We start from the raw sequence: 21,967 nt of genomic DNA on the forward strand, positions 1-21,967 counted from the left end.
AACTGGAACATTAATTAATGAACTCTAAAACCTATGATTAATAAAATTTTGTTCGCATCGCGTGACCAAAAGTCATATTTTAACTTTTAACTTTTGACTTTTGACTTTTGACTTGCGCGTAGCGCTACGATGGGATATTCTCCTATTTGGAATTCCCCTTAGCATGTGACGATACAAAACTTAAAATATACGGAAAATAAACGGATAGCGGAAAGGTTCGTCAGGATTACCCAAACAGCTTAACAAAGCCCAAATTGTTAATCCCCAGTGAAGTAAAAAACCGAAAGCTACTAAGGGGAAAAATAAAATTCCACCTAACCCAAAAGTAAGCCAAGATATAATACCTACCGGTACGCCAATTACAGTCGCCCAAAACCAAACATTGAGGTGAAAATTCATCGATTCTTTGGCGTTACTTTGAACAACCGGGTCATCGGAAATGATGCTGATTGTAAATGGAACTGCGATCGACAAAAACGCCGTGCTAAAAAAGATTGCTGCATGACACAAACAAGATAACAATCGACGCTTATCACGGTTATAAGTAATTTCTTGCATTCCGGAACTCCTTAGTTTATCTTCTATGGTCTATCTTCTATTAACTTGCTCTTCTAATTGCAATTTTAACGGGCAGATACTTAAGTTGAATATTGGAGTTTGCCGTACTCAAGAAAATGTTAACCTTTAACCAAATTCAGCAATCTAATTCAGAAGCAGTTATTAACTTTACATTAAGCCTCTCCGCAGAAGAACGTACTCGCTCCCGTCATCGTTTCGCTACTGAAGAAGGAGAAATTGTATGTTTGCGTTTACCTAGAGGAACTGTATTGCAAGATAGTGATATTCTCTTAGATGAAACTAAAAATTATTTAGCCAAAATTATTGCAAAACCAGAAGAAGTTATAACTGTATATGCCGATAGAAACATTGATTTAATCAAAGCTGCTTACCATTTAGGCAATCGTCACGTTCCTTTAGAAATTACTACAAATTATTTGAGATTGTCACCGGACCCAGTATTGCGTAAAATGCTGGAATCATTTAACTTGAAAATCAAAAAAGAAACCGTCCCATTTCAACCACAAAAAGGTGCTTATGAACACCAAGTATGGCATGCGCACTGAGGATGAGTATACATTTAATAATAATAATTTATTACATCTTTTACAGTTAGCTAGCCCAACTTTACCCGTCGGAGCATACAGTTATTCTGAAGGTTTGGAAACTTTAGTTGAAGTTAACACAATTTACGATCGCGATAGTCTTAAACAGTGGTTGACTGCAGAATTAAAATACGGTGCAATTCGTTTGGAAACAGCTATTGTTTTCAGAAGTTATAAATGTGCGATCGCAGGAGATTGCCAAGCATTATATGATTGGAATGTATGGCTATCAGCAGCAAGAGAAACTGAAGAATTACGTAATTCTAGTTGGCAAATGGGACGAAGTCTTTCTCAACTTATGAGTAAACTTCAACCCCAAGTAACACCGCTGATTGAAGCTGTGGGAGAATCTTGTAATTATGCGATCGCCTTTGGTGTCGCAGCAGCATTTTGGAAAATTCAAATACAAGCGGTCTTGTTGGGTTACCTTCAAAGTTGGTTAACTAATTTGATCGCGGCTGGAATTAAACTGATCCCCCTAGGACAAACAACCGGACAGCAGTTGTTAGTGGAATTTCAACCCTTATTAATAGAAACAATTAAAACAGTTCTAGAGTTAGAAGATGACGAACTTTCTTGTTGCAGCTTGGGCTTATCTTTAGCAAGCATGACGCATGAAACGCAGTATAGTAGGCTGTTTAGGAGTTAATAGTAATAGGTAATAGGTAATTGGTAATTGGTAATTGGTAATTGGTAATGAGCAAGTAACTTTCACCGTTCCCTGTTCCCTGTTCCCCGTTCCCTGTTACCTTTGAACTGATAACTGACAACTGACAACTGACAATGAATGCATTTCGAGTTGGAGTCGCTGGACCCGTTGGTTCTGGGAAAACAGCCCTAGTTGATGCTTTATGCAAAGCAATGCGTCAGTCCCATAATTTGGCTGTCGTAACCAACGATATTTACACTCAAGAAGACGCACAATTTCTAGTTCGTTCTCAAGCTTTAGATCGGGAACGCATATTGGGAGTGGAAACCGGTGGTTGTCCCCATACAGCTATCCGTGAAGATGCTTCAATGAATTTAGCAGCCATTGAAGATTTAGAAGTACGCTTTACCGATCTCGATTTAGTGTTTTTGGAAAGTGGTGGCGATAATTTAGCTGCAACTTTCAGTCCAGAATTAGTAGATTTAACAATTTACGTGATTGATGTTGCTGCTGGGGATAAAATCCCCCGTAAAGGTGGTCCAGGAATTACCAAGTCAGATTTGTTGGTTATCAATAAAACTGATTTAGCTCCTTATGTGGGTGCAGATCTCAAGGTAATGGAGACGGATACACTAAAGATGCGGGGTAACAAACCTTTTGTATTTACTAACTTAAAAACTCAAGATGGACTCTCACAGGTAGTTCAATTCATCTCTGATAGTCTTTGCTAATCACTAATTCAAGTAATACTTGAATAACATAGTAATTTAATAACAAAATTCCATTGTAAATCGTAATTATTGTCAGAAATTTATACAATGGATTACTTAATACCTGAGAGACTTGCAGAACAGAGGTAGTTGTGTTTTTTGACCGCAATTATCCTAACACTGACTCATTATTAAGATATTTTTCTATTTATCTGTCCCAACTTCCCTACTTACTTGCGTTTAAAAAATTAGCAAAGAGGTTATAAAACAGCTAATACAGTTATTTTTGGCTTCATAAATTAGCCTTATCAGCTATTCTAAGCAATAGTCACAATTAATCTTTAACTGTAATAGTCATCAAACCTCTATGAATCATCATAGCCTCAAAGCAACTAAAGAAACAGTACATCTAGGTGGTTTTTCTCATCTTTTAAAACCAGCTTTGACAGTAGAATCAGGCGATAAGATTGATGTGGAAACTTACACTGGCTACTATATTCATGATAAAGCTCCTGCTGATTTTATTACGCCAGAATTTACAGAAATCTGTAAAAATTTAACTCCGGAACGCAAAGTTGCAGGAGGTCCCCACTTACTGACTGGACCAATTTATATTCAAGATGCACAACCAGGTGATGTTTTAGAAGTAAAGCTAGAAGCAATTGAGCCAAGTTTACCGATTGGTTTTAATGCAATTCGCAAAGGATGTGGTGCTTTACCACAACAGTTTGGACAACCAAATTTAAGATTTATTCCCCTAGACTTAGATAATAGAATTGCTGAATTTCCCCAAAATAGCGGAATTAAAATTCCTTTAAAGCCATTTTTCGGTATCCTTGGTGTTGCGACTCCCCAAAGCGACCGCAATTCCATTCCTCCCGGTAATTATGGGGGAAACATAGATAATCGACATCTGCAAGCAGGTTCGCGAATATTTCTACCTGTGTTTGTTGAAGGTGGGTTATTTTCCATTGGTGACGGACATTCAGCACAAGGTGACGGAGAGGTGAACGTTACCGCAATTGAAACTTCTATGAAAGGTACCATTGAGCTTAAGCTTCATAAAGATTTCCATTTAACAACACCACTCGCTGAAACCACAGAACATATCATCACAATGGGTTTTGGTGAAACTTTAGATGAAGCATTCAAATTGGCTTTGCAAAATACAATCGAATTTCTCACATGTTTTGCTAATCTATCCCCTGAAGATGCTTATGTTCTGTGCAGTATAGCTGTTAATTTTCATATCACTCAGGTTGTTAATAGTCCTAACAAAGGAGTACATGGGATGTTAGCAAAATCAATGATTCCTGAGAATTTTCTTGATTTAACCTAAATCCTAAATGTTCAATTGATATTTGATGAATTTATGGGTTATTAATTTATAGTTTATGAGCTTATAGTTTATGAGCTTATAGTTTGTGAATTTATAGTGTGTGAATTTATGGATTATTAATTTATAGTGTGTGAATTTATAGTGTGTAAATTTATGGGTTATTAATTTATAGTTTGTGAATTTATAGTTTGTGAATTTATAGTTTGTGAATTTATAGTTTGTGAATTTATAGTTTGTGAATTTATAAGTACCAATGACTGTAATGAGTTTATTGTTATTGAAAAGTTGGTTAATTTTGCTTGGTGGTGGATTATTGTCAGGTATTTTAGCTGGTTTTCTGGGAATTGGTGGTGGTACGATCCTGGTACCACTCCAAAAAGCGTTAGGATTTACTACTATTGAAGCGGTTGCAACTAGCAGTCTTGCAATTGTAATTACAGCAACTTCTGGTAGCATTCAAAATTGGCGCATGGGTTTTATTTCATTAAAACAGGTACTTTATTTAGGTTTACCGGCGCTATTTACTGCTCAATTAGGAGTATTTCTAGCAAACATAATTCCAGAATTTGTTTTGTTGATTTGCTTTGGCTTGTTGTTACTCGCTAATATTTATTTAGTGCAACTACGCAAACGCCTTAAAAAAGCAAATAGTAAAAATATAAAACAAGAAGTTAAAGTTACACACTCACAAATAAGATATCCAGAAAATTCACAGTCAGAAATAACACAAATAGAAGCAATAAATTCACAAACTATAAGCTCAGAAGCAAGAAGGTCAAAAGGTGTAAAGTTAAAAACTAATCCTGCAGTTGCGAGATTGATTACAGGAGGTTTAGCTGGTACCCTCGCAGGATTATTTGGAATTGGTGGTGGGGTAATCATGGTACCCCTACAAATGCTGTTACTCGAAGAAACGATTAAAATAGCGATTCAAAATAGTTTGGGTGTCATCGTTATTACAGCCATTTCTGCTAGTATCGGTCATGGGATGAGTGGTAATATTTTATTTTCTCAGGGTTTAATTCTTGGTTTTGGTGGACTACTAGGAGCCCAAATTAGTACCAGATTCCTACCAAAATTTTCCGATAAAGTTATTAGTATTTATTTCAGAATATTGTTAGTATCTCTTTCAATTTATATGTTTTGGCAAGCATTAGAAGTTTATAAATATCAACAAATTAAAGATACTTTTATCTAATTTGTCAGCGTTATAATTTGTCAGCGTTATAATTTATTAACAATCCAATTACTTGAATATCTAATAGGTTTAGGACTTACGCAACTGGCATATTTTTTGGCTTAGGGTGCGTGAGATGCGAAAATATTTGAGCGTAGCAATAAGACTTATAACGTCACGCACCAACCACCGATTGTGACAATTGCGTAAGTCCTGAGGTTAAATATCAATCAATAAAATACCTAATGAATCGATTTTCTGAACTATAATCAATTTCCTGAAACATAGGGAGATGTAGCTAAAACTTCTGCTCCCCTCTTCATACCTTGAGTATCTGAAGATGACCAACAGCGAACTGCTTGACAATGATGAGCAACTAATAATCCCCACAAACCTTTTTTGAAAGTTAAAACAGGTACTACTAAGTTTGCACGAACTTTTAAGCCCTGAAGAAATTCACGGTGACATTCATGAATGGATTCAGTTTCAATATCATTTATTGCTCGCACTCTACCTTGCAAATACATCTCAGCATATTCATTATTGAAGCATTCATCTGGACCTATGGAACCAAGGATTGAATACTTGTCTTTACTTAAAGATTCAAAAATTACTTGACCTTGCCATTGAGCATAGAAGTAGTATAAAACGACTCTATCAACTTGAAGTAACTCTCGAAGGTTTTTGATTGTTTTGATAATTAATTCATCTCTTTCTATTCTTTGGTTGACTTGATTAAGAATCCTTTCTAAACCCACATCTATATACCTATTGTCTTCGGGTTGATTAAGATTTTCCATCGTATTAGATCGATATCATATTAGGTAGGTAAAGCTTGACGAGTTATGTTCGCACTATATTTGAATTGAGAACATTCAGATTGTGACACAAGTATTTCACCGCTAAAATATTGTTTGAGATGAATAGTGAATTATTCGTTCTGGACTTACAAAGAAATATCAAACACAAAAAACTATCAACCACAAAGGACTATCAAGCATAAATGACTATCAAGTTTATAACTTTTAACTTTTAACTTTTAACTTTTATAAAAATACCAATATATATCCTCAGTAGTTGTATTTTTTACAGTTTTTTTATGAATTATTATTTGTGTGAGTATTAGTGTTAGTAAATATTAGTTTTAGTGAAGATTAATTTTAAATTATGAATTGATGATAATGAATCATCACTAATGAATTCAAATAAATAAATCCAAATAATCGTAAATTTTACGACAGTACTATTTTCTTATTGTCATGAATAACTGAGTGGAGTTAAATCCACTCAGCCATTAATTTATCGGTCTACAGAACCCATAATTACGTCAATACTACCGAGAATCACAACGATATCAGCCACTTTTACACCTTTCAGTAGATGAGGCAAAATCTGGAGATTGTTGAAGTCTGCTGCACGAATCTTCCAGCGCCAAGGGAAGACATTGTTGTCACCTACTAAATAAATTCCGACTTCACCTTTACCACTTTCTACGCGAGAGTATATTTCGCCGTTGGGAATCTTGAAAGTAGGTGCAACTTTTTTACTGATGTACTGATAGTCTGGACCATTCCACTCAGACTTTTTACCTTCCATCATCCGCTTTGCTTCCAAGTTCTCGTAAGGACCACCAGGAAGACCTTTAATTGCTTGACGGATAATCTTAACGGATTCACGCATCTCACGCATCCGTACCATGTAACGGGCTAAGCAGTCACCGCTTGTTTCCCACTGTACATCCCAATCAAAGTCGTCATAACATTCATAGTGATCGACTTTACGTAAATCCCACTTCACCCCAGAAGCCCGTAGCATTGGACCTGAGAGTCCCCAGTTAATAGCTTCTTCACGGGTAATTACACCTATACCTTCAATCCGACGACGGAAAATAGGATTGTTAGTGACTAATTTTTCATATTCATCTACCTTAGGTAGGAAATAATCACAGAAATCTATACATTTGTCGATCCAACCATATGGTAAATCAGCAGCCACACCACCAATGCGAAAGTAGTTGTTATTTACCATGCGATAACCTGTAGCAGCTTCCCACAGGTCATAAATCATTTCCCGTTCGCGGAATTGATAGAAGAAAGGGGTTTGAGCGCCAACATCAGCCAGGAAGGGTCCAAACCACAGCAAGTGGTTCGCAATCCGGTTTAATTCCAGCATGATGACGCGGATGTAGCTAGCACGCTTAGGAACAGAAACATTTGCTAACTTTTCTGGAGCGTTTACAGTCACAGCTTCATTAAACATCCCTGCTGCGTAGTCCCAACGACTTACATAGGGAACATACTGGACATTTGTCCGACTTTCAGCAATTTTCTCCATTCCCCGGTGCAAATAGCCCAGCACCGGTTCGCAATCAACTACATCCTCGCCATCGAGGGTGACAATCAGTCTTAGAACCCCGTGCATTGAGGGATGGTGCGGTCCCATGTTCAGCACCATCGGTTCTGTTCTGGTTTCAATTCTTGCCATTAAAAGAGTTCTCTCCCCTAAATGAACGGTTTTTCACTCACCCCTAGGTCTTAATTTGCTTTAAGCTCGGATTTTTAGTAACAAAGTAATGTTGATATTTTTGTTACATAATCACCAAATTCAACAGATGAGTTCTGCAGAATTTAGGGGTTTAAGTTTGATTGACTAACTCTAATTATATTGATGCATAACTTTTTAATTGTCTTTGTCATTTGTCCTTTATCATTTTTTAGATGAGCAGCGACCAGCAAGTCCCGAACACCGATGAGTAAACAATAAACAACAAATAATCACAAGTGACAATTGACCAATGACCAATGAATTTTCTCACATTTCGGTTTTAAGTCGAGAAGTAATTAGCGGTTTAGAGATCTGTCAAGGAGGACATTATTTAGATGCAACTGTGGGTGGTGGTGGTCATAGTCGTTTAATTTTAGAAGCAGCACCAGATGTAAGGGTAACTGCGATTGACCAAGATGAAGATGCTCTTGCAGCAGCCAAAAAAGTTTTAGCAGAATACGCTCAAAGGATAACGTTTATTTCTAGCAATTTTGCCAGTTACCAGTTTCCTATAGGTAAATTCAATGGTATTATCGCCGATCTTGGAGTGAGTTCTTATCATTTAGATTCGCCGGAACGGGGTTTTAGCTTTCGTTATGAAGGTGAGTTAGATATGCGTATGGATCGGCGTCAATCTCTAACAGCAGCGGAAATAATCAATCATTGGGATGAAAAGACTCTAGCTAATATTTTCTTTGAATACGGTGAAGAAAGATTATCGCGACGTCTTGCGAGGAGGATAGTCGAACAACGTCCATTTCAAACCACTACCCAATTAGCTCAAGTAATAGCTTCTGGGGTCAGTGCAAAATATCGTCATGGAAGAATTCATCCAGCTACTCGGGTTTTCCAAGCTCTGCGAATTGCAGTTAATGAGGAATTGAAGTCTTTAGAAACTTTTATTGAAAAAGCGCCACATTCTCTAGTCCCCGGTGGGAGAATCGCAATTATTAGTTTTCATAGTTTGGAAGATCGTATAGTCAAGCATCGTTTTCGGGATTCACCACTTCTCAAAGTTTTGACCAAAAAACCAATTATTGCATCAGAAGAGGAAATTAAAATAAATTCTCGTTCGCGTTCGGCTAAATTAAGAATTGCCGAAAGAATCGAGGGATAAAATTATACTAAATAAGTGAAAATTCTGAGAAGAAATCTGAATTCAGTAATGAATAAATAATCTATTCTAATTCATGTTTTCTAAAATATTTTTTCTCAAATTCTCATACTTCTCTTGACTTAAGCGATAAATTTCTGGTCTAGGTTTACCAACAATATATCCCTGAATTGAGTTAACACCAATTTCTTTCAGACGATATAAGCTAATCGGTGTCGTTTCATCTACACCTTCGATAATTACACTAGGTGGGTTTAAATCATTTCCCGTTACTAATTCAACAATAGAACGGATAAGAAGATCGCTCTTATCATGATATAAAATATTTCTATCAATTTTTAAATGAGATGGTTTCAATCCAGCGAAACGAGATATTGAAGAATAACCAACACCAAAATCATCAATTGCAAACTTAATTTTTAACTGTCTCACATATGCTAGTAATTTTTTTTTAAAAAAAGCTAAGGGGTCTTTCAAACTAATTCCATCACTGTACTGTGGTAATTGTGTTTTTTCTGATATTTCCAAAATTAGGTCGCTAGCGGTTATAAAATTATCTCTGATGATCTGACGGACGGTTTTGAAATAGGAACTGCTAATTAAGGATTCTGGGTATACGTTAACTGATAGTGGTGCTATATCTTTCGCTCTATTTTCTTTTGCCTTTTTTCTTGCATCTCGATAACTTAGAACAGCAGTCTTTAAAAAATAACTATCTAGCTCAATGGTAAACCTTGCTCCCCACATTTCAGCAGCCTGAAATAAATCAATAGGAACTGTTAAAGTTTCAGGATTCCTAGCTAAAGCCTCCCAACTACTGATAAATAGTTTGTTAGGGTCTAGATTAAGAATTGGCTCAAAATGAACAATCATTTCTTGAAGGCGATCGCGAAATAATTTGAATCTCCGGTTATATAAACGGGCTGCAACAAATCCAAAATCTCTTTTCAAATCATCAATGATAGCTGCTTCGACTAGTACGGGATTAAGTGATAATTTTTGGCAAGCATGATAAAAACTTGATAAAATTCTTCCGTATACATCTCCTAAAAGATAAGAATTTTTAGGTATACCACAAATCACTATTACCTCTGCCTGTGGTAAAACTTTCAAAGGCACCATCACAAATGCTTTGACAATCCCATTTTTATCTTCATGCAATCTGTAGATACCGTGATAGGCAGGATTAAAGATTGATAATCGCGAAATATTAGGTAAGATATCTGAGTTTAAAGTATTGTGATAGAAATCATTTTCTATGTTATTCGCAAGATTGCTGTGGGATTTAAAATACCATTTATCTTGATTGTCAATACCTAGAATAAAAACAAAGTCTGCCTCGGAAGTTTGTCTAATTATATTTAAAATATATTGTTCTGAATTTCCATTAATATTAAAATCACTACTTCTTAAATCTGTAAGTTGTCGGATTAGTTTTCTGATTAATTCTTCATATGGTTCTAGAAAGTTATGCAACTGAAATGTTTTTGATGCTAGACTATACAGATTTCCTGATGGTTTTGCTATTCCTAAGCTTACTTCTGTTAAGTTCATGCTTTGAATTTCTTTATGTTGTTGTTCTGTTGTCAAATTATTTGTTTGAGCAATAAAAATATCAAAGCCTTTATCCTTCAATACAATGATTTTAGGCTTCATACTCAAAGCATTTTCTTCAAGTTTATTGCAAGCATATTCATGTAGTTCGCGTGCTGTAATTTTACCATCTCTATTTAAATCACCAGTTCCAGTTTCTATTCCTTCTACCAAGTGATGTGTGTATACTGAAACACCTCCTACTTGTTGTTCAAAGGAATATTGAGTCGAACTTGAGGATGTAAGAACAACTCGACCTTCAGCACCCAGTTGACTTTGTAAATCTACAGATCCATCATCTTTCGTTAATAATGAAGGGTCAAATGCTCCACTAAAACAACAATCAAGGATTATTACCTGTCGCTTAGAACGACTGTTATTTATCTGATCGTGAACAAAACTTGCAGCAACTGCAGTTGATTTGATTAGTTGATTATTTGGATTTTTACGAGTAATTCTAGTTGAGAAATACAATCTACCATTATCATCTTTGATTCCATGTCCAGAAAAATACAACAGCAGCAAATCTTCCTTATTAAGACCGGAAAAAAAAGTTTCTATTTCCTCCCTCATAGATTGAACATCAGGATTTACAAGGATTTTGACTTCATTAAATCCACCTATTTTTGAATCCTGTAAAACTCGCTGCATTGCTTTCACATCTTTTATTGCTCCAGGAAGAGAAGTGAACCCAGATTCATATTCACTTACCCCAATCAGTAATGCGACTTTTTTAGGATTGCTGTTTTTGACCATATCTATATATCTAAAAAATCTTTTGCTCCTTGCACTACTAATGCAAATTCTTTTCTGCTATTTGTTTCAATTCCTAATTCTTTCCCCGTGGGAGCTTTAACTTTGTTGTGTCACCTAATAGTTTTGTGTCGCCTAAGCAGTCTTGCTAAGGTGTCTGTAGAACAACTGCCATGATGACAGATATTGGATTCGCTAACTTCATATCTATACTGCTATTAAATAGCTAATAATAGCATAATCCAATAGTTTTTTTATTATTATTTGGTTGTAAAATATATCTCTTTCTGCCAATACTCGATGCAATCTACTGGCTCTTAAAAAAATTATGATTATATAGAGATAGATATTTTGCTTTTATTTAAAGGTTTACTTTTTGTTCTACTTAACTTAATTTGCAATTTGAGCGCTCATCAATACTGAATTTTTCTAGGTAGCTCAACGCAAAAACTAGAGCCTTGACCTGGTTCGCTTTGAACATAAATCTTACCTTCCATGATATCCACCAAGGATTTGCTAATAGCTAGACCCAAACCCGTACCACCATATTTGCGGGTGGTTGTTTGATCTACTTGGCGAAATAGTTCAAAAATATACTTTAAATCCGTTTCAGAAATACCGATACCCGTATCTTCTATTGCGATCGCAATTTCTTCTTGGTTAATCTCCCAAGCTTTAATTCTGATACTACCAGCTTCAGTAAATTTAATTGCGTTCAATAAAAGTTTAACTAAAAGTTGTTTTAAGCGAACTTTGTCATTGAATACGATGGGATTTATAAGTTCAATTTGAAAATTTAAGTTTAAATTTTTTCGTAACGCTAAAGGACGATGTTCTGAAATCAGGGTAACAATCAAATTTGTCAAGTTAAACTCTTCAAGATGAAAAGATAAGTTACCAGTTTCCACTTTAGCAAAGCAAAGCATATCATCAATTACTGTCAGTAGATGATTGCCATTATTCAAAATCCTTTGCACCATTTCTAGCTGTTGTTTCGATAAACTATAGCTACGTTGGCGTAATAAAACTTGTGCTAAACCTAATATTACATTTAAGGGAGTCAGCAATTCATGGGATGTTGTAGCCAAAAATTGATATTTTTGCTGGGTAACTTCTAAAAGTTCAAGATTCTGCAACTGTATATGATGTCTGTTTTTTTCTAAATCTTGATTTCGCTTTTTTAATAACTCATTTTCTTGGGCTAAACTTTTTTCTCGTTTAACTAGAGATTCGATAGTTCTAGCATTATTAATTGCGATCGCTACCACTTCACTAATCCCTGTAAGCAAGTTTTGCTGTTTGCGATCTAAAATAATAGACTTTTCTCTGCTACCAATACCCAGCACCCCCAAAGGTCCTGTTTGGGCTGAATCTATTGTCAAAGCATAAATATTACGAGGAAGTATATCCCCAGAAGATAAATAATTTATATCCTTATAATTATTTGTCGCAATTTGTCCTGAATCTGCTACAATTACTCCATCTTTACGATCATCTACTTGAAATATAAAAGGAACACCAGTTACAAAAACTTTTTTCAACAGACATGTTTCATGATGCACTTGCTGAAAAAGTTGGAACTGTTCCAAACTAATACCAAAACTTGCAGCCCAATCCAAACTATCTGCTTTATCACTATACAAACAAATAAAACAAAATTGAGCACCGTCAATAACTTTGCCAATTTCACTTACCATTAGTCCAAATAAACCGGTTGAGTCAGTTAATCGCTCGTTAAAAAGATTGGTTAACCTTTGGAGTTTTTCCGGTTTGTAAAGTTGCTGTTGGGATACTGATTTTGCCCTCACAATACCTTACTGTTATTTGCTAAGAATCATTGTTATTTGTTGGTGATATTCTCAAATACCACCAACAAAAATTCATGAGTTTGGAACTTACGCTTTTTTTAGCGACATTTTAAGAATTTTCAATAGAAATTTCTTCACAAACCTTCTCAGTCGTGTCTTGGGAAGATTTGTTGGAATGATTTGGATAATTTTCCAATTAACCTACAGACAAAATAACAACAAAATCAACATCGATAGATAAAACTAGCTTCTATCTAAGTAGTTATTGTATGTTTTTTGTCGAGCGTAAGTGTTAAAAATAAGACAGTGATAAGATTTTTCTGTTCAAAGTGTACGAATGAAATAATTTATAGTTACCTTAGTTTATCAGCTTGCAATGGTTATCCCAAGGTGCTTATGATTTTTTCCGTATTGACTACAGTAATCATAGTAGCTAAATTTACTGTTTTCCCTTTCTAGGAAGATTAATAAATCTAAGTTATCCTCATCATAAACAACAAATTCTAATTTGTTGATAAGTATAAATTTTTTTTAAACTTTGTTCTCTAATAAGCATTTAAAATTGACGATCTGGTATTAGCATAATGCGACCAAAAGTCATATTTTTTAACGTAAAGTTTTTTAATTTTTCCCCCACTAGGTCGCTAATTTCTTGAGTTCGTCCGAGAAATTCTAAGCAGGGTGTGGATTGATAAAAATGGGTCACGCGGACGCGATCGCCAATTTCCAATAGTCCTCGATCTGCAATTTCTATTTTTGGTGTCCAGTAAATACCTTCACCTACCTTTGAACCCCACAGACGCAACCATAAAGTTATCACCTCAGTCAAAAGTTCGGGAATCTCAAGTTCCAACTACACCATTACAACGGGACTTAGAAAATGAAAGAGAGAAATCCTTTAATCAAAGTCAAACCACCACAAATTACCAAGATTTTCAAATAATGGTCGATAAAAATAATAATATTCGCGCTTCCTCAGATGCAGGTGGTGAAGTTTCGGGTCAATTACGCTTGAATATGAGAATAATTAAACCGATTTTAAATCTGATTAAACGTGAGGAGATAGATAAGGAATTACTGGAAGACTTAGGTAATGAACTTTATCAAGCACTATTCCCCAACCAAATCAATGCTAGATTTCACGCCACGATGGCGAATATACAAGGGAATGAATACAGCGCCCGCCCGCTTACGCTTAATATTTGAATCTCCCGAATTAGCCGCTTTACCTTGGGAATTTCTTTATGATGAAGGAACTAATACTTTTTTAGCAAACAACAAACAAACCGTAGTCTCTCGTTATATTGATGTTCCCCTGCAAAAACGCGATATCAAAGCTGCTAGTCTACCCCTCAAAATTCTTTTAGTCATCTCTACTCCAAGTGACTTAGCCAGCTTAGACGCAACTGGTGAAGCAAATCTGATTCAAGAAGCACTGAAAAAACACATAGAAGCAGGTCTAATCGAGTTAGATCTAGTAACAGAAGCTACCACACGCAACATCAGACGCAAGCTTGATGAAAAAGCTTACAATGTATTTCACTTCATCGGTCACGGTGTCTTTAAAGATAATAAAGGTCAAATTGCCCTTGTGGATGAAAATGGTAAATCTAAATTATTAGATGACGAAAGATTTGCAAGTTTCTTTTTAGGCGATTACAAAATAGGACTCGTACTACTAAACTGCTGTAAAGGTGCGACAGTATCTACGAATAAAACATTTGCAGGTACAGCACCAAACCTAGTACAGAAGGGAATAGCCGCAGTAATTGCTATGCAATACACCATACTCGATCGCACCGCTAAGCTATTTGCAGATGAATTTTATAGTTACTTAGCACAAGGTAATCCTGTAGATACAGCGATCCAAAAAACCCGCAATGCTATTTCTCAGGATGTTGGATTAGATCGCGATTTTGCGACACCGGTCTTATATATGCGGGCTAAAGATGGAGTAATTTTAGATTTTGATGAGTTGTAGAATGACCAGAATATTAGAATGACCAGAATATACTTTGAAGTTTCTACATTCGACTATGCAGTAATTGCAATAGGTTGAAATTTTCATTCCACCAAACACAAATTTTCCAAGCTAAGTTTCTTGTATTTGTAGGTATTTGGGCGGTACATTATCTACTAGCCAAACACCATTATCAGAACAATAAAACAGATAACCGTTTTTATGCATTGCCATCGCATGAACTAGTAATACTATTGGTTTACCATGTCTCGCACCAACTTTTTGTGCCGTTGTAATATCCGCAGACAAATGTACGTGATGACGTGACATCTTCGACAAACCATTAGTCAATATTGATTCTATACTTTTATGTCCTGTCCCGTGATACAAGATATCAGGGGGAATTTGACTTACTAATTGCAAGTCAATTTTTACACTATGCCCTTGATTTGCACGAATCAGATTACCTGTTTCATCAAAAGAAAAACGTTTTTTGTCGTTGTTAGCAACAACTTCATCTAACTCCCAACGACTTATAGGAAATCCATTTTTCTTACAAGCCCTCAAAAGCTTATCAACTTCCACCCAACCACCTTTTTTCAAAGTAATTCCTATTTTTTCTGGTTGATGGCGTAGATGTCTACTAAGATATTTACTAACTTTTATTAAGCGAGTACTATTCATTAACTAACACCCAATGGGGGTGATTTTCTCATTATTCAACTTTGAAGCAAGTGTAACACAAAATAATTCATACTAAACTACACCACATTATATGTGTTGTTCAAAAAATAAATTTTGCGATCGCAAACATTTTTAAAATATAAAAATTTGATCCTGATTTTGTTCGAACAATTATTATGTGAAAAATATGATATGAAAAATCAGCAGCTTCCAGTATTCTTCACGAGAAAGCTACTGATGGAGAGTCAAAAAATGCGTACTGTATTATCATAAATTTAGTTTAAAAATGGTAATAATAAAATCACCCTTTGGGGTTATTTTTATCCTTGGCCGGAATTAAAACTCGAGTATTTATCTATTTGCAGAATATTTTTAGGCAAATATGTTACCTGTGAGGGGTGACACCCATGCAGGTCTTAGCCCCATAGCGGTTCTCAGATACTTTTCCTAAAATGAAGCCTCAACAACAATCAACACAAGCGCCAGGTTAAGGCACCGTATTTACTGGCGCTTTTATTTTATTCTTCAAAGTGCTCAATAGTGCAGATGTCCTTCACCCCTCAGGGTAGACGCACCGCAATAAAATTTTTTCTCCTTTTCCCCAGTCACTAATCCCTAATTCCTATTACAGCTTCCAAAGCAACTTTGATCGCTCTTTCTTTTTGGGGATCTACCCCTTGGGAGTATTCCAAAGAGAAAGGAACGCTGATATCAGGTTTTACCCCATTTCCCTCCAAACGGTATTTATTGTTAATCAAAACATCTGCTACAGCAAGGTAAATAACACTACCATCTTTCATAATAAAAGGACTACCTCCAACCACAGCTCCAGCAGTTTGAGAGCCAACTATTGGACCAATTTTATGCTGTTTGAAACCAAATGCTAAAATTTCCTTACCGCTTCTACTACCTTTATTCACCAATAAAACTACTGGTTTTTTCCATTGAAAATTACTATTTACAGGCTTGCGATCGCGTCTAATGAAAGTAATACTCGGGCTTTCACCAGTAAATATATGAAGATAATCTGGATCTGCTCCACCCCAACCATCTCTTAAATCCAAAACTAGTCCATCTGCATCTTTTTACTTGCGCGTAGCGCAATATCTCAACTCAACAAGTTATGAGCGCGAGGTTTGTGCCTTCGAGCTAAACTATATGAGTAGAATTCCTATTTCATAAGACTTTTGTCTAACATCAAAGAATGACTATTGACTACGATGTCGTAATTATTGGTGGTACTTTAGCAGGACGTTATGCTGCTTGGAGCGCAACCCAGTTTAAAGCTAGAGTTGCTTTAGTTGAACCGAATGTTAGCCAAGAGCCGATTAAAAACTCGATTAAAAATTATACTTTTACTCAAACGAGTAAATTTTTACAGAAATTAAGTAACCTACCCGGTTTTGGTATTGATGCTTTGTGTTCTGGGAGCAAATCTGAGACAAAAGAACAATGTCAAATCCTTTGGAATTGGGATCGGGCAATGTTATACGCTAATGGCATTGTTGCTAATACTCATCAACAACTTTCGCCAACAATGTTAGCAGCACAAGGGGTAGATGTTGTTACCGAACAAGGTCAATTTCAAACATCACCAAATTTGAGCTTTGTTGTAAAGGATCGCTCCCTGCGCAGTCGTAGTTATTTACTCGCAACAGGTGCTATCCCAGCAATTCCGGATATAGAAGGGTTGGAATCTGTAGGTTATGTGACTCCCTTGAATATTTGGGATTTGTTTGCGCGATTATCGCAGTCTACACCACCAAAAAACTGGACTATTGTTGGTGGTTTACCTCAAAGCATTGAAATAGCACAAATTTTAGTACGCTTAAATTGTCAAGTCACCTTGATATTGGAGCATCCTTATATTTTTCCCCAGTTGGATCCAGAGATTGCTTTACTCATTCTTGCTGAATTAGAAGCTGAGGGAGTACGAATACTTCAAGAAACTGTAGTTACCCAAGTACGACAGATTGATGGGAAAAAATGGCTTCAAGCAGGAGATAAAGCAATTGAAACCGACGAAATTGTAGTAGCAACTGCACAACAACCAAATATTGAATATCTTAATTTGGCTGCAGTAGGGGTCAAATGGTATCAAAATCGCCTTGTAGTAAATAAAAAATTACAAACAACCAACCATAAAATTTATGCTTGTGGGGATGTAATGGGAGGTTATAGTTTTACCAACATTGCTAATTATGAAGCAAGAGTTGCACTCAAAAATGCTTTATTCTTTCCCCTGTCTAAAGTTAATTATCGTAGTATTCCTTGGGGAATGTCTTCCCAACCAGCAATTGCACAAGTCGGTTTAACAGAACCACAAGCTAAACGTCGATATAGTCCAAAAAAAATTATAATTTTAAAACAATATTTTAAAACACTAGCTAAAGCCCAAGTCCAAGATGAAATCACTGGTATTTGTAAATTAATAATCCGTCCTAATGGGGAAATATTAGGTGCTTCGATTTTAGGTAAAAATGCAGGAGAAGTAATTAATATTATTGCTTTAGCGATCGCCAAAAAAATCAAAATTAAAGAACTATCATCTTTATCTGCAATCTATCCAAGTTACTCCGAAATATTGGTACAAACAGCCCAAATGTGGGAACGGGAAAAACTCAATCGCAATATGGGTCTAAAGGACTTTCTCGAAAATTTCTTCCACTTCCGTCGTTCTTGGAAAATTTAGCAGGTTGAGGATTGGGGACTGGGGATTAGGGATTTATTGACGTTAGTGCAGTACATTTTTTTAGCGCAACTCTATCTTCCCAATCGCTTGTCGCCGATACCCAATACCTAATATCTTATTTCTTCCTTTCCGTCAAAGAAACACTACCAATACCTTGAATAATACCGCGACCAATTAATCCTAAACTACGACCAACAACCTTGGTAAGTACGAAAACAACACCACTACCAAATAAAGAGAAAACAGCTTGTAATCTTGGTTTAACTGCATCACTAAACTCAAGCATTAAAGTAACAATCAGCGGAACACCACCAAGTTGATTTAGCTCTTCACCACGCGGTGCATAAATTGAGATTTTAGCTAAACCTCTCGGTCCAAAAACAAATAGTTCGTAACGACTTTCAAAAATTGCTTTTGGTTCGCCAACATAGTTTTGGAGACGATATTTCCAAGATAAATTATTTCTGAAACTTTCTATCTCTCTGGTAGAAAATAATTTTGGTTCGTAGTAAGTTTGTTTAATTACTTCCAAATCTCCCAAGGAATTCAATAGGGGTTGTACTGCAGCATTCCCAACCTGGATCAATAAATTCTCTAGGACTATTGAACCATGTTCATTTGCCTCCGCACTACCTGCTGGATAAGAATTATTATTGATGTATAAATCTGTTTGAAATAGAAGATAAGCGAGTAACTCTGGAACTAGAGGAATTTTTTCTAAAATTTCTTCTTCTATAATCTCAACACTTTTGAGTAATACATCAATAATTTCTACTGGACGTTTATCCACATTAATTAAAGAAAACTTGCCATAAAATTCTGTAATTGTTTCTTGCCATAAATCTCGTAATATTTTACTTCTTAATTCTGGTAGGCGAGTAATAGCAATTTTAGCAAATCTCAAATCATCAAGAATATTCGCAAATTTCTGCAAAATTAAATAAATTAATTCTCTTTTTTTTGTTTCACGAAAAATATCAATTTCTAAGGGAGTATCTGTAACATTTTGTAAGCTAAATTGTAGTTTATTAATGCAAGCAGAAAATAAAATTGATTGTAAAGCTCTGGGGCTAAGTAAAGAGGGTGTTGATAGAGGTTTAGGTTCGGAATAGGTAGCGATTGCACTATCTGCAAAAGATTCTGTAGATAATTTTGTTCTAAAGAGATTATTCGCTCTTTGTGCTTCTTGGGTGGGTGAAGATGGAGCTACCAAATGTTGGAGTAACCAACGAGCTGCAAATAATTCTCGTTGTCTCCCGGTAAGAATCGCTCGATCTAATATTGGAATCCCTGGAACTTGTAATTGTGTTCTCACTTCTGTCAAGGATTTATTGATATAACTACTCCCTGACGAATAAAGATAACTGCGCAGTTTAATTAAACGATTTGATAAAGCTTTGATTTTATCCTGTGTATTTCCAAATTCTTCTGTAACTTCTATTTGTTCTGGAAATGTCAAGTTTTGCGTTGAAGATGCTGACTCTGTTTCTACTTGCTTTTCCTGTTGTTTTTCTATATTTTCCAGACATTCTTCGTTATTGGTGGAACCAAACCAATAATTCTGACCTGAAGCGATAATTTCAATTGCAGAAACAATCTGATTTAATGGGGTACCTTTGGGACAATAACCATCTACCCCAAGTGCTTTTGCTCCAAGGAGTAATCCCTCATCCTGACAGGAAGTAACTAGCAGCAATGGTAAGTTAGGATATAGGGCTTTGATCTGTCTACATAGTTGTAAACCCAACTGCTGACTTTCATCCGAGCGACCATTACCCAGTTCTAAAATAACTAGATTTACTTGGTTAGGGTCTTTAAGAGCAAGTTCTGCTAAGATTTGCAAAGCAATAATATCTGTTTGGGCTTCTGATATTACTTGCAAATTAGGCTCTTGTTCTAGTGCGATCCGCAACCCTAGTCGAAAAATAGGGTCTGGATCTATTAACAATAAGTTTAAAGGGCGATCGCTCATAATTTTTTTTTAACAACACCGCCACTGTTTAGATTTTTTGTGGTCGTAATTTCGGTCGTAGTTCCATAAATAAGCCGGTTTTTTCTTATTTCGGTCTGTTCACATAAACTGGGAAACAGAACATAATTTGTTTAGGAAACTATTGAATTTTTAATTAAAATCGACTCAATTCTTAGGTACCGCTTAGCAGAATATTATATTGAAATTCAGAATTTATGAATTTTACAGATGGTTAAGAGCCAGGAATCGCATCCAAATATTATTCGATATATAGATTTCAAAATCAATATTATGCATTTTTGCACGCCTATTCTAGAAAAAGTATCAATCAATGTTATTTTTGGACAAATATTAGAAAATAGTTTGAAATCATATAAATTTGTTACTTTGTGTGACTTAACAGCAAAATTTACAACAAATTACAGATTAGTTAACAATACGTAGTTAAGCAATAAAATTTCCTATTTTCCCACCTCAATATAAATAAGTGTTAAAGCACGAAGTATTAAATTAAATCTCTCGATTTTGGTGAGAGCAATGCCACCATTGACCCAATGCGAGCGAGATAGAATAATGAAGCTTCTATTTCAGGATACTAAACAACAGTAGCGATTAAAAACCTCAGATAATGATGAATATGAAATGCTTTTATGCCTGAGTAAAAATAACTAGATATTCTGATTTATGGTGATTTTTGTTTAAATTTGGTGTATCCTTACCCATATTGATGGTGCTGGGCTGAAAATTTCTTGCTTGCTGTAATTGTTATATAAGCCTAAATAATTAGGTTATGACATCTATGAGTGCTGTTTGTCGTAGACGCCCTAAAACTTTACGCAGTAATCTTTAGACGCGTCCAACTCGGTACGCTTGCGCGCTTGCGCTAATTAATTGCACGTAGTGCTAATGCTAATTCGTGATTTGTTAAATATGGTTGTAGAGCCCCAAGTCAAGTGTTGCAATTGCAGATTTTGGATTCTACGATCATAGATATTTATATCTTCGCTTTTGCTTAGCTTGCTGTTTAGTAAAGTTAATAATTATATGTGTTTATTATATGGGTTCACAGAAATTTTAATATATCAATCCAGTAACATTTGAGTTATGGCGTGAAGATCTAAAATAAAGCTAAGGTAGCACTGAAAACTGAACTGTAACCAAACCTAAATTTAAACAACACACTAAAAATTAGGTTGATTTAGCGTTAATAAAAAAGTTTTATTTGATGGGATCGTAGTTAGTTAAAGATTGAGTGATATAAATTCCGACCCCATGCTTGAAAATATATTCCATCTGGCTGGCTATGGTAACTTGGCTGCTAATTCCAGATTTTGACTTACTCTTGCGAATCTTGGCGGTATCCAAAAAAGTTGATGCTGTATTCAGTAATTTTAACCCCTGTTTGCTTTTCCACTTCCTGAATTAGTTCTTTTGGTAGTTGGACGTGGACATCTAAAATTTGTTGAGTATCTAAACAGTTAACATGACTGTGAGGATCTGTTATATTACCATACAAACGTCCATCAGAATGCTCTATGCATTCGATAATATTTTGAGAAGACAAGGCTTCTAAATTCTGATACACGGATGTGTGACCAATTTCCTTACCCTCTTGGTTGAGGCGATCATAAATTTCACGAGCTGATAAATGCTCTTCAGCTTGCCATAATAACTCTAGAATAAAGCGACGCTGACGGCTAACTCGCATCCCAAGTGTTTGACAACGTTCTAAAGCATCTTCTAGAGAACGAATAGGTTTTGAAGTTATTGCTGATTCTGACATATTTTAGTTTGTTAATAATTGGATTT

At 35.6% G+C, this 21,967-nt stretch carries 18 protein-coding genes and 1 pseudogene; 9 read left to right on the forward strand and 10 right to left on the reverse strand.

What is annotated here, in order from left to right; all coding sequences use genetic code 11:
* Positions 1-180: 180 nt before the first annotated feature.
* Positions 181-558, reverse strand: coding sequence for a DUF4870 domain-containing protein (locus QNJ50_RS09975; RefSeq protein ID WP_300634833.1), 378 nt, complete (start codon positions 556-558; stop codon positions 181-183).
* A gap of 116 nt (positions 559-674) precedes the next feature.
* Between QNJ50_RS09975 and ureE the strand changes: the two genes are divergently transcribed.
* From ureE to QNJ50_RS10000, 5 genes are all read left to right on the forward strand, one after another.
* On the forward strand, positions 675-1,124 hold the full coding sequence (gene ureE / locus QNJ50_RS09980; RefSeq protein ID WP_300634836.1) for an urease accessory protein UreE: 450 nt from the start codon (positions 675-677) through the stop codon (positions 1,122-1,124).
* Entirely contained in the window at positions 1,096-1,812 is a 717-nt protein-coding gene (locus QNJ50_RS09985; protein WP_300634838.1) for an urease accessory protein UreF, read from the forward strand. The genes ureE and QNJ50_RS09985 overlap by 29 nt, the downstream gene beginning before the upstream one ends.
* Before the next feature lie 134 nt (positions 1,813-1,946).
* Positions 1,947-2,543: an urease accessory protein UreG gene (ureG, locus tag QNJ50_RS09990; protein ID WP_300634840.1), complete on the forward strand. Its 597-nt coding sequence runs from the start codon at positions 1,947-1,949 to the stop codon at positions 2,541-2,543.
* Positions 2,544-2,889: 346 nt separating this feature from the next.
* Positions 2,890-3,861, forward strand: a complete 972-nt coding sequence (locus tag QNJ50_RS09995) for an acetamidase/formamidase family protein (protein ID WP_300634842.1) — start codon at positions 2,890-2,892, stop codon at positions 3,859-3,861.
* Positions 3,862-4,123: 262 nt separating this feature from the next.
* Positions 4,124-5,059, forward strand: coding sequence for a sulfite exporter TauE/SafE family protein (locus QNJ50_RS10000; RefSeq protein WP_300634844.1), 936 nt, complete (start codon positions 4,124-4,126; stop codon positions 5,057-5,059).
* A 248-nt stretch (positions 5,060-5,307) separates the two neighbouring features.
* On the opposite strand, the gene QNJ50_RS10005 is transcribed toward QNJ50_RS10000, so the two are convergent.
* Together QNJ50_RS10005 and QNJ50_RS10010 are read right to left on the reverse strand one after the other, a co-directional pair.
* Complete coding sequence (locus QNJ50_RS10005) at positions 5,308-5,838, reverse strand: GAF domain-containing protein (protein ID WP_300634846.1); 531 nt, start codon at positions 5,836-5,838, stop codon at positions 5,308-5,310.
* 499 nt (positions 5,839-6,337) lie between these two features.
* Positions 6,338-7,522 (reverse strand): NAD(P)H-quinone oxidoreductase subunit H, encoded by a 1,185-nt coding sequence (locus tag QNJ50_RS10010; RefSeq protein ID WP_300634848.1) that lies wholly within the window; start codon positions 7,520-7,522, stop codon positions 6,338-6,340.
* A 310-nt stretch (positions 7,523-7,832) separates the two neighbouring features.
* On the opposite strand from QNJ50_RS10010, the gene rsmH reads away from it, so the two are divergent.
* Entirely contained in the window at positions 7,833-8,699 is an 867-nt protein-coding gene (gene rsmH, locus QNJ50_RS10015) for a 16S rRNA (cytosine(1402)-N(4))-methyltransferase RsmH (protein WP_300634850.1), read from the forward strand.
* A gap of 66 nt (positions 8,700-8,765) precedes the next feature.
* Here rsmH and QNJ50_RS10020 read toward each other — a convergent pair whose 3' ends face one another.
* The 3 genes from QNJ50_RS10020 to QNJ50_RS10030 all read right to left on the reverse strand — a co-directional run bounded on the left by QNJ50_RS10020 (position 8,766) and on the right by QNJ50_RS10030 (position 13,703).
* Positions 8,766-11,045 (reverse strand): EAL domain-containing protein, encoded by a 2,280-nt coding sequence (locus QNJ50_RS10020; RefSeq protein ID WP_300634852.1) that lies wholly within the window; start codon positions 11,043-11,045, stop codon positions 8,766-8,768.
* A gap of 410 nt (positions 11,046-11,455) precedes the next feature.
* A complete protein-coding gene (locus QNJ50_RS10025; RefSeq protein ID WP_300634854.1) occupies positions 11,456-12,850 on the reverse strand; it encodes a HAMP domain-containing sensor histidine kinase in 1,395 nt (464 codons plus the stop codon).
* 556 nt (positions 12,851-13,406) lie between these two features.
* Entirely contained in the window at positions 13,407-13,703 is a 297-nt protein-coding gene (locus QNJ50_RS10030; protein WP_300634856.1) for a GH3 auxin-responsive promoter family protein, read from the reverse strand.
* An 89-nt stretch (positions 13,704-13,792) separates the two neighbouring features.
* On the opposite strand from QNJ50_RS10030, the gene QNJ50_RS10035 reads away from it, so the two are divergent.
* Together QNJ50_RS10035 and QNJ50_RS10040 are read left to right on the forward strand one after the other, a co-directional pair.
* Positions 13,793-14,056, forward strand: a complete 264-nt coding sequence (locus QNJ50_RS10035; protein ID WP_300634858.1) for a hypothetical protein — start codon at positions 13,793-13,795, stop codon at positions 14,054-14,056.
* On the forward strand, positions 14,019-14,831 hold the full coding sequence (locus tag QNJ50_RS10040; RefSeq protein WP_300634860.1) for a CHAT domain-containing protein: 813 nt from the start codon (positions 14,019-14,021) through the stop codon (positions 14,829-14,831). The genes QNJ50_RS10035 and QNJ50_RS10040 overlap by 38 nt, the downstream gene beginning before the upstream one ends.
* 111 nt (positions 14,832-14,942) lie before the next feature.
* Here the strand turns inward: QNJ50_RS10040 and QNJ50_RS10045 are convergent, their stop codons facing one another.
* Entirely contained in the window at positions 14,943-15,494 is a 552-nt protein-coding gene (locus tag QNJ50_RS10045) for an RNA 2'-phosphotransferase (RefSeq protein WP_300634861.1), read from the reverse strand.
* 608 nt (positions 15,495-16,102) lie between these two features.
* Positions 16,103-16,567 (reverse strand): annotated as a pseudogene (locus QNJ50_RS10050) (S41 family peptidase); the annotation flags it as partial.
* 131 nt (positions 16,568-16,698) lie between these two features.
* On the opposite strand from QNJ50_RS10050, the gene QNJ50_RS10055 reads away from it, so the two are divergent.
* The gene (locus QNJ50_RS10055) at positions 16,699-18,186 is read left to right on the forward strand and encodes an NAD(P)/FAD-dependent oxidoreductase (protein WP_300634862.1); all 1,488 of its coding nucleotides are present in this window, start codon (positions 16,699-16,701) and stop codon (positions 18,184-18,186) included.
* 115 nt (positions 18,187-18,301) lie between these two features.
* Here the strand turns inward: QNJ50_RS10055 and QNJ50_RS10060 are convergent, their stop codons facing one another.
* Both QNJ50_RS10060 and QNJ50_RS10065 read right to left on the reverse strand, forming a co-directional pair.
* Positions 18,302-20,158, reverse strand: a complete 1,857-nt coding sequence (locus QNJ50_RS10060; protein ID WP_300634864.1) for a DUF3685 domain-containing protein — start codon at positions 20,156-20,158, stop codon at positions 18,302-18,304.
* A 1,336-nt stretch (positions 20,159-21,494) separates the two neighbouring features.
* Positions 21,495-21,941, reverse strand: coding sequence for a Fur family transcriptional regulator (locus QNJ50_RS10065; protein WP_300634866.1), 447 nt, complete (start codon positions 21,939-21,941; stop codon positions 21,495-21,497).
* Positions 21,942-21,967: the final 26 nt, after the last annotated feature.

This window comes from Mastigocoleus sp. MO_188.B34 (assembly GCF_030065675.1).
In the GTDB taxonomy this organism is placed as follows: Bacteria; Cyanobacteriota; Cyanobacteriia; order Cyanobacteriales; family Nostocaceae; genus Mastigocoleus.

Coding starts and splice junctions, on each gene's coding strand:
- QNJ50_RS09975 (WP_300634833.1), bottom strand. CDS start 558: ATGCAAGAAATTACTTATAACCGTGATAAGCGTCGATTGTTATCTTGT.
- ureE (WP_300634836.1), top strand. CDS start 675: ATGTTAACCTTTAACCAAATTCAGCAATCTAATTCAGAAGCAGTTATT.
- QNJ50_RS09985 (WP_300634838.1), top strand. CDS start 1,096: ATGAACACCAAGTATGGCATGCGCACTGAGGATGAGTATACATTTAAT.
- ureG (WP_300634840.1), top strand. CDS start 1,947: ATGAATGCATTTCGAGTTGGAGTCGCTGGACCCGTTGGTTCTGGGAAA.
- QNJ50_RS09995 (WP_300634842.1), top strand. CDS start 2,890: ATGAATCATCATAGCCTCAAAGCAACTAAAGAAACAGTACATCTAGGT.
- QNJ50_RS10000 (WP_300634844.1), top strand. CDS start 4,124: ATGAGTTTATTGTTATTGAAAAGTTGGTTAATTTTGCTTGGTGGTGGA.
- QNJ50_RS10005 (WP_300634846.1), bottom strand. CDS start 5,838: ATGGAAAATCTTAATCAACCCGAAGACAATAGGTATATAGATGTGGGT.
- QNJ50_RS10010 (WP_300634848.1), bottom strand. CDS start 7,522: ATGGCAAGAATTGAAACCAGAACAGAACCGATGGTGCTGAACATGGGA.
- rsmH (WP_300634850.1), top strand. CDS start 7,833: ATGACCAATGAATTTTCTCACATTTCGGTTTTAAGTCGAGAAGTAATT.
- QNJ50_RS10020 (WP_300634852.1), bottom strand. CDS start 11,045: ATGGTCAAAAACAGCAATCCTAAAAAAGTCGCATTACTGATTGGGGTA.
- QNJ50_RS10035 (WP_300634858.1), top strand. CDS start 13,793: ATGGTCGATAAAAATAATAATATTCGCGCTTCCTCAGATGCAGGTGGT.
- QNJ50_RS10040 (WP_300634860.1), top strand. CDS start 14,019: ATGAATACAGCGCCCGCCCGCTTACGCTTAATATTTGAATCTCCCGAA.
- QNJ50_RS10045 (WP_300634861.1), bottom strand. CDS start 15,494: ATGAATAGTACTCGCTTAATAAAAGTTAGTAAATATCTTAGTAGACAT.
- QNJ50_RS10055 (WP_300634862.1), top strand. CDS start 16,699: ATGACTATTGACTACGATGTCGTAATTATTGGTGGTACTTTAGCAGGA.
- QNJ50_RS10060 (WP_300634864.1), bottom strand. CDS start 20,158: ATGAGCGATCGCCCTTTAAACTTATTGTTAATAGATCCAGACCCTATT.
- QNJ50_RS10065 (WP_300634866.1), bottom strand. CDS start 21,941: ATGTCAGAATCAGCAATAACTTCAAAACCTATTCGTTCTCTAGAAGAT.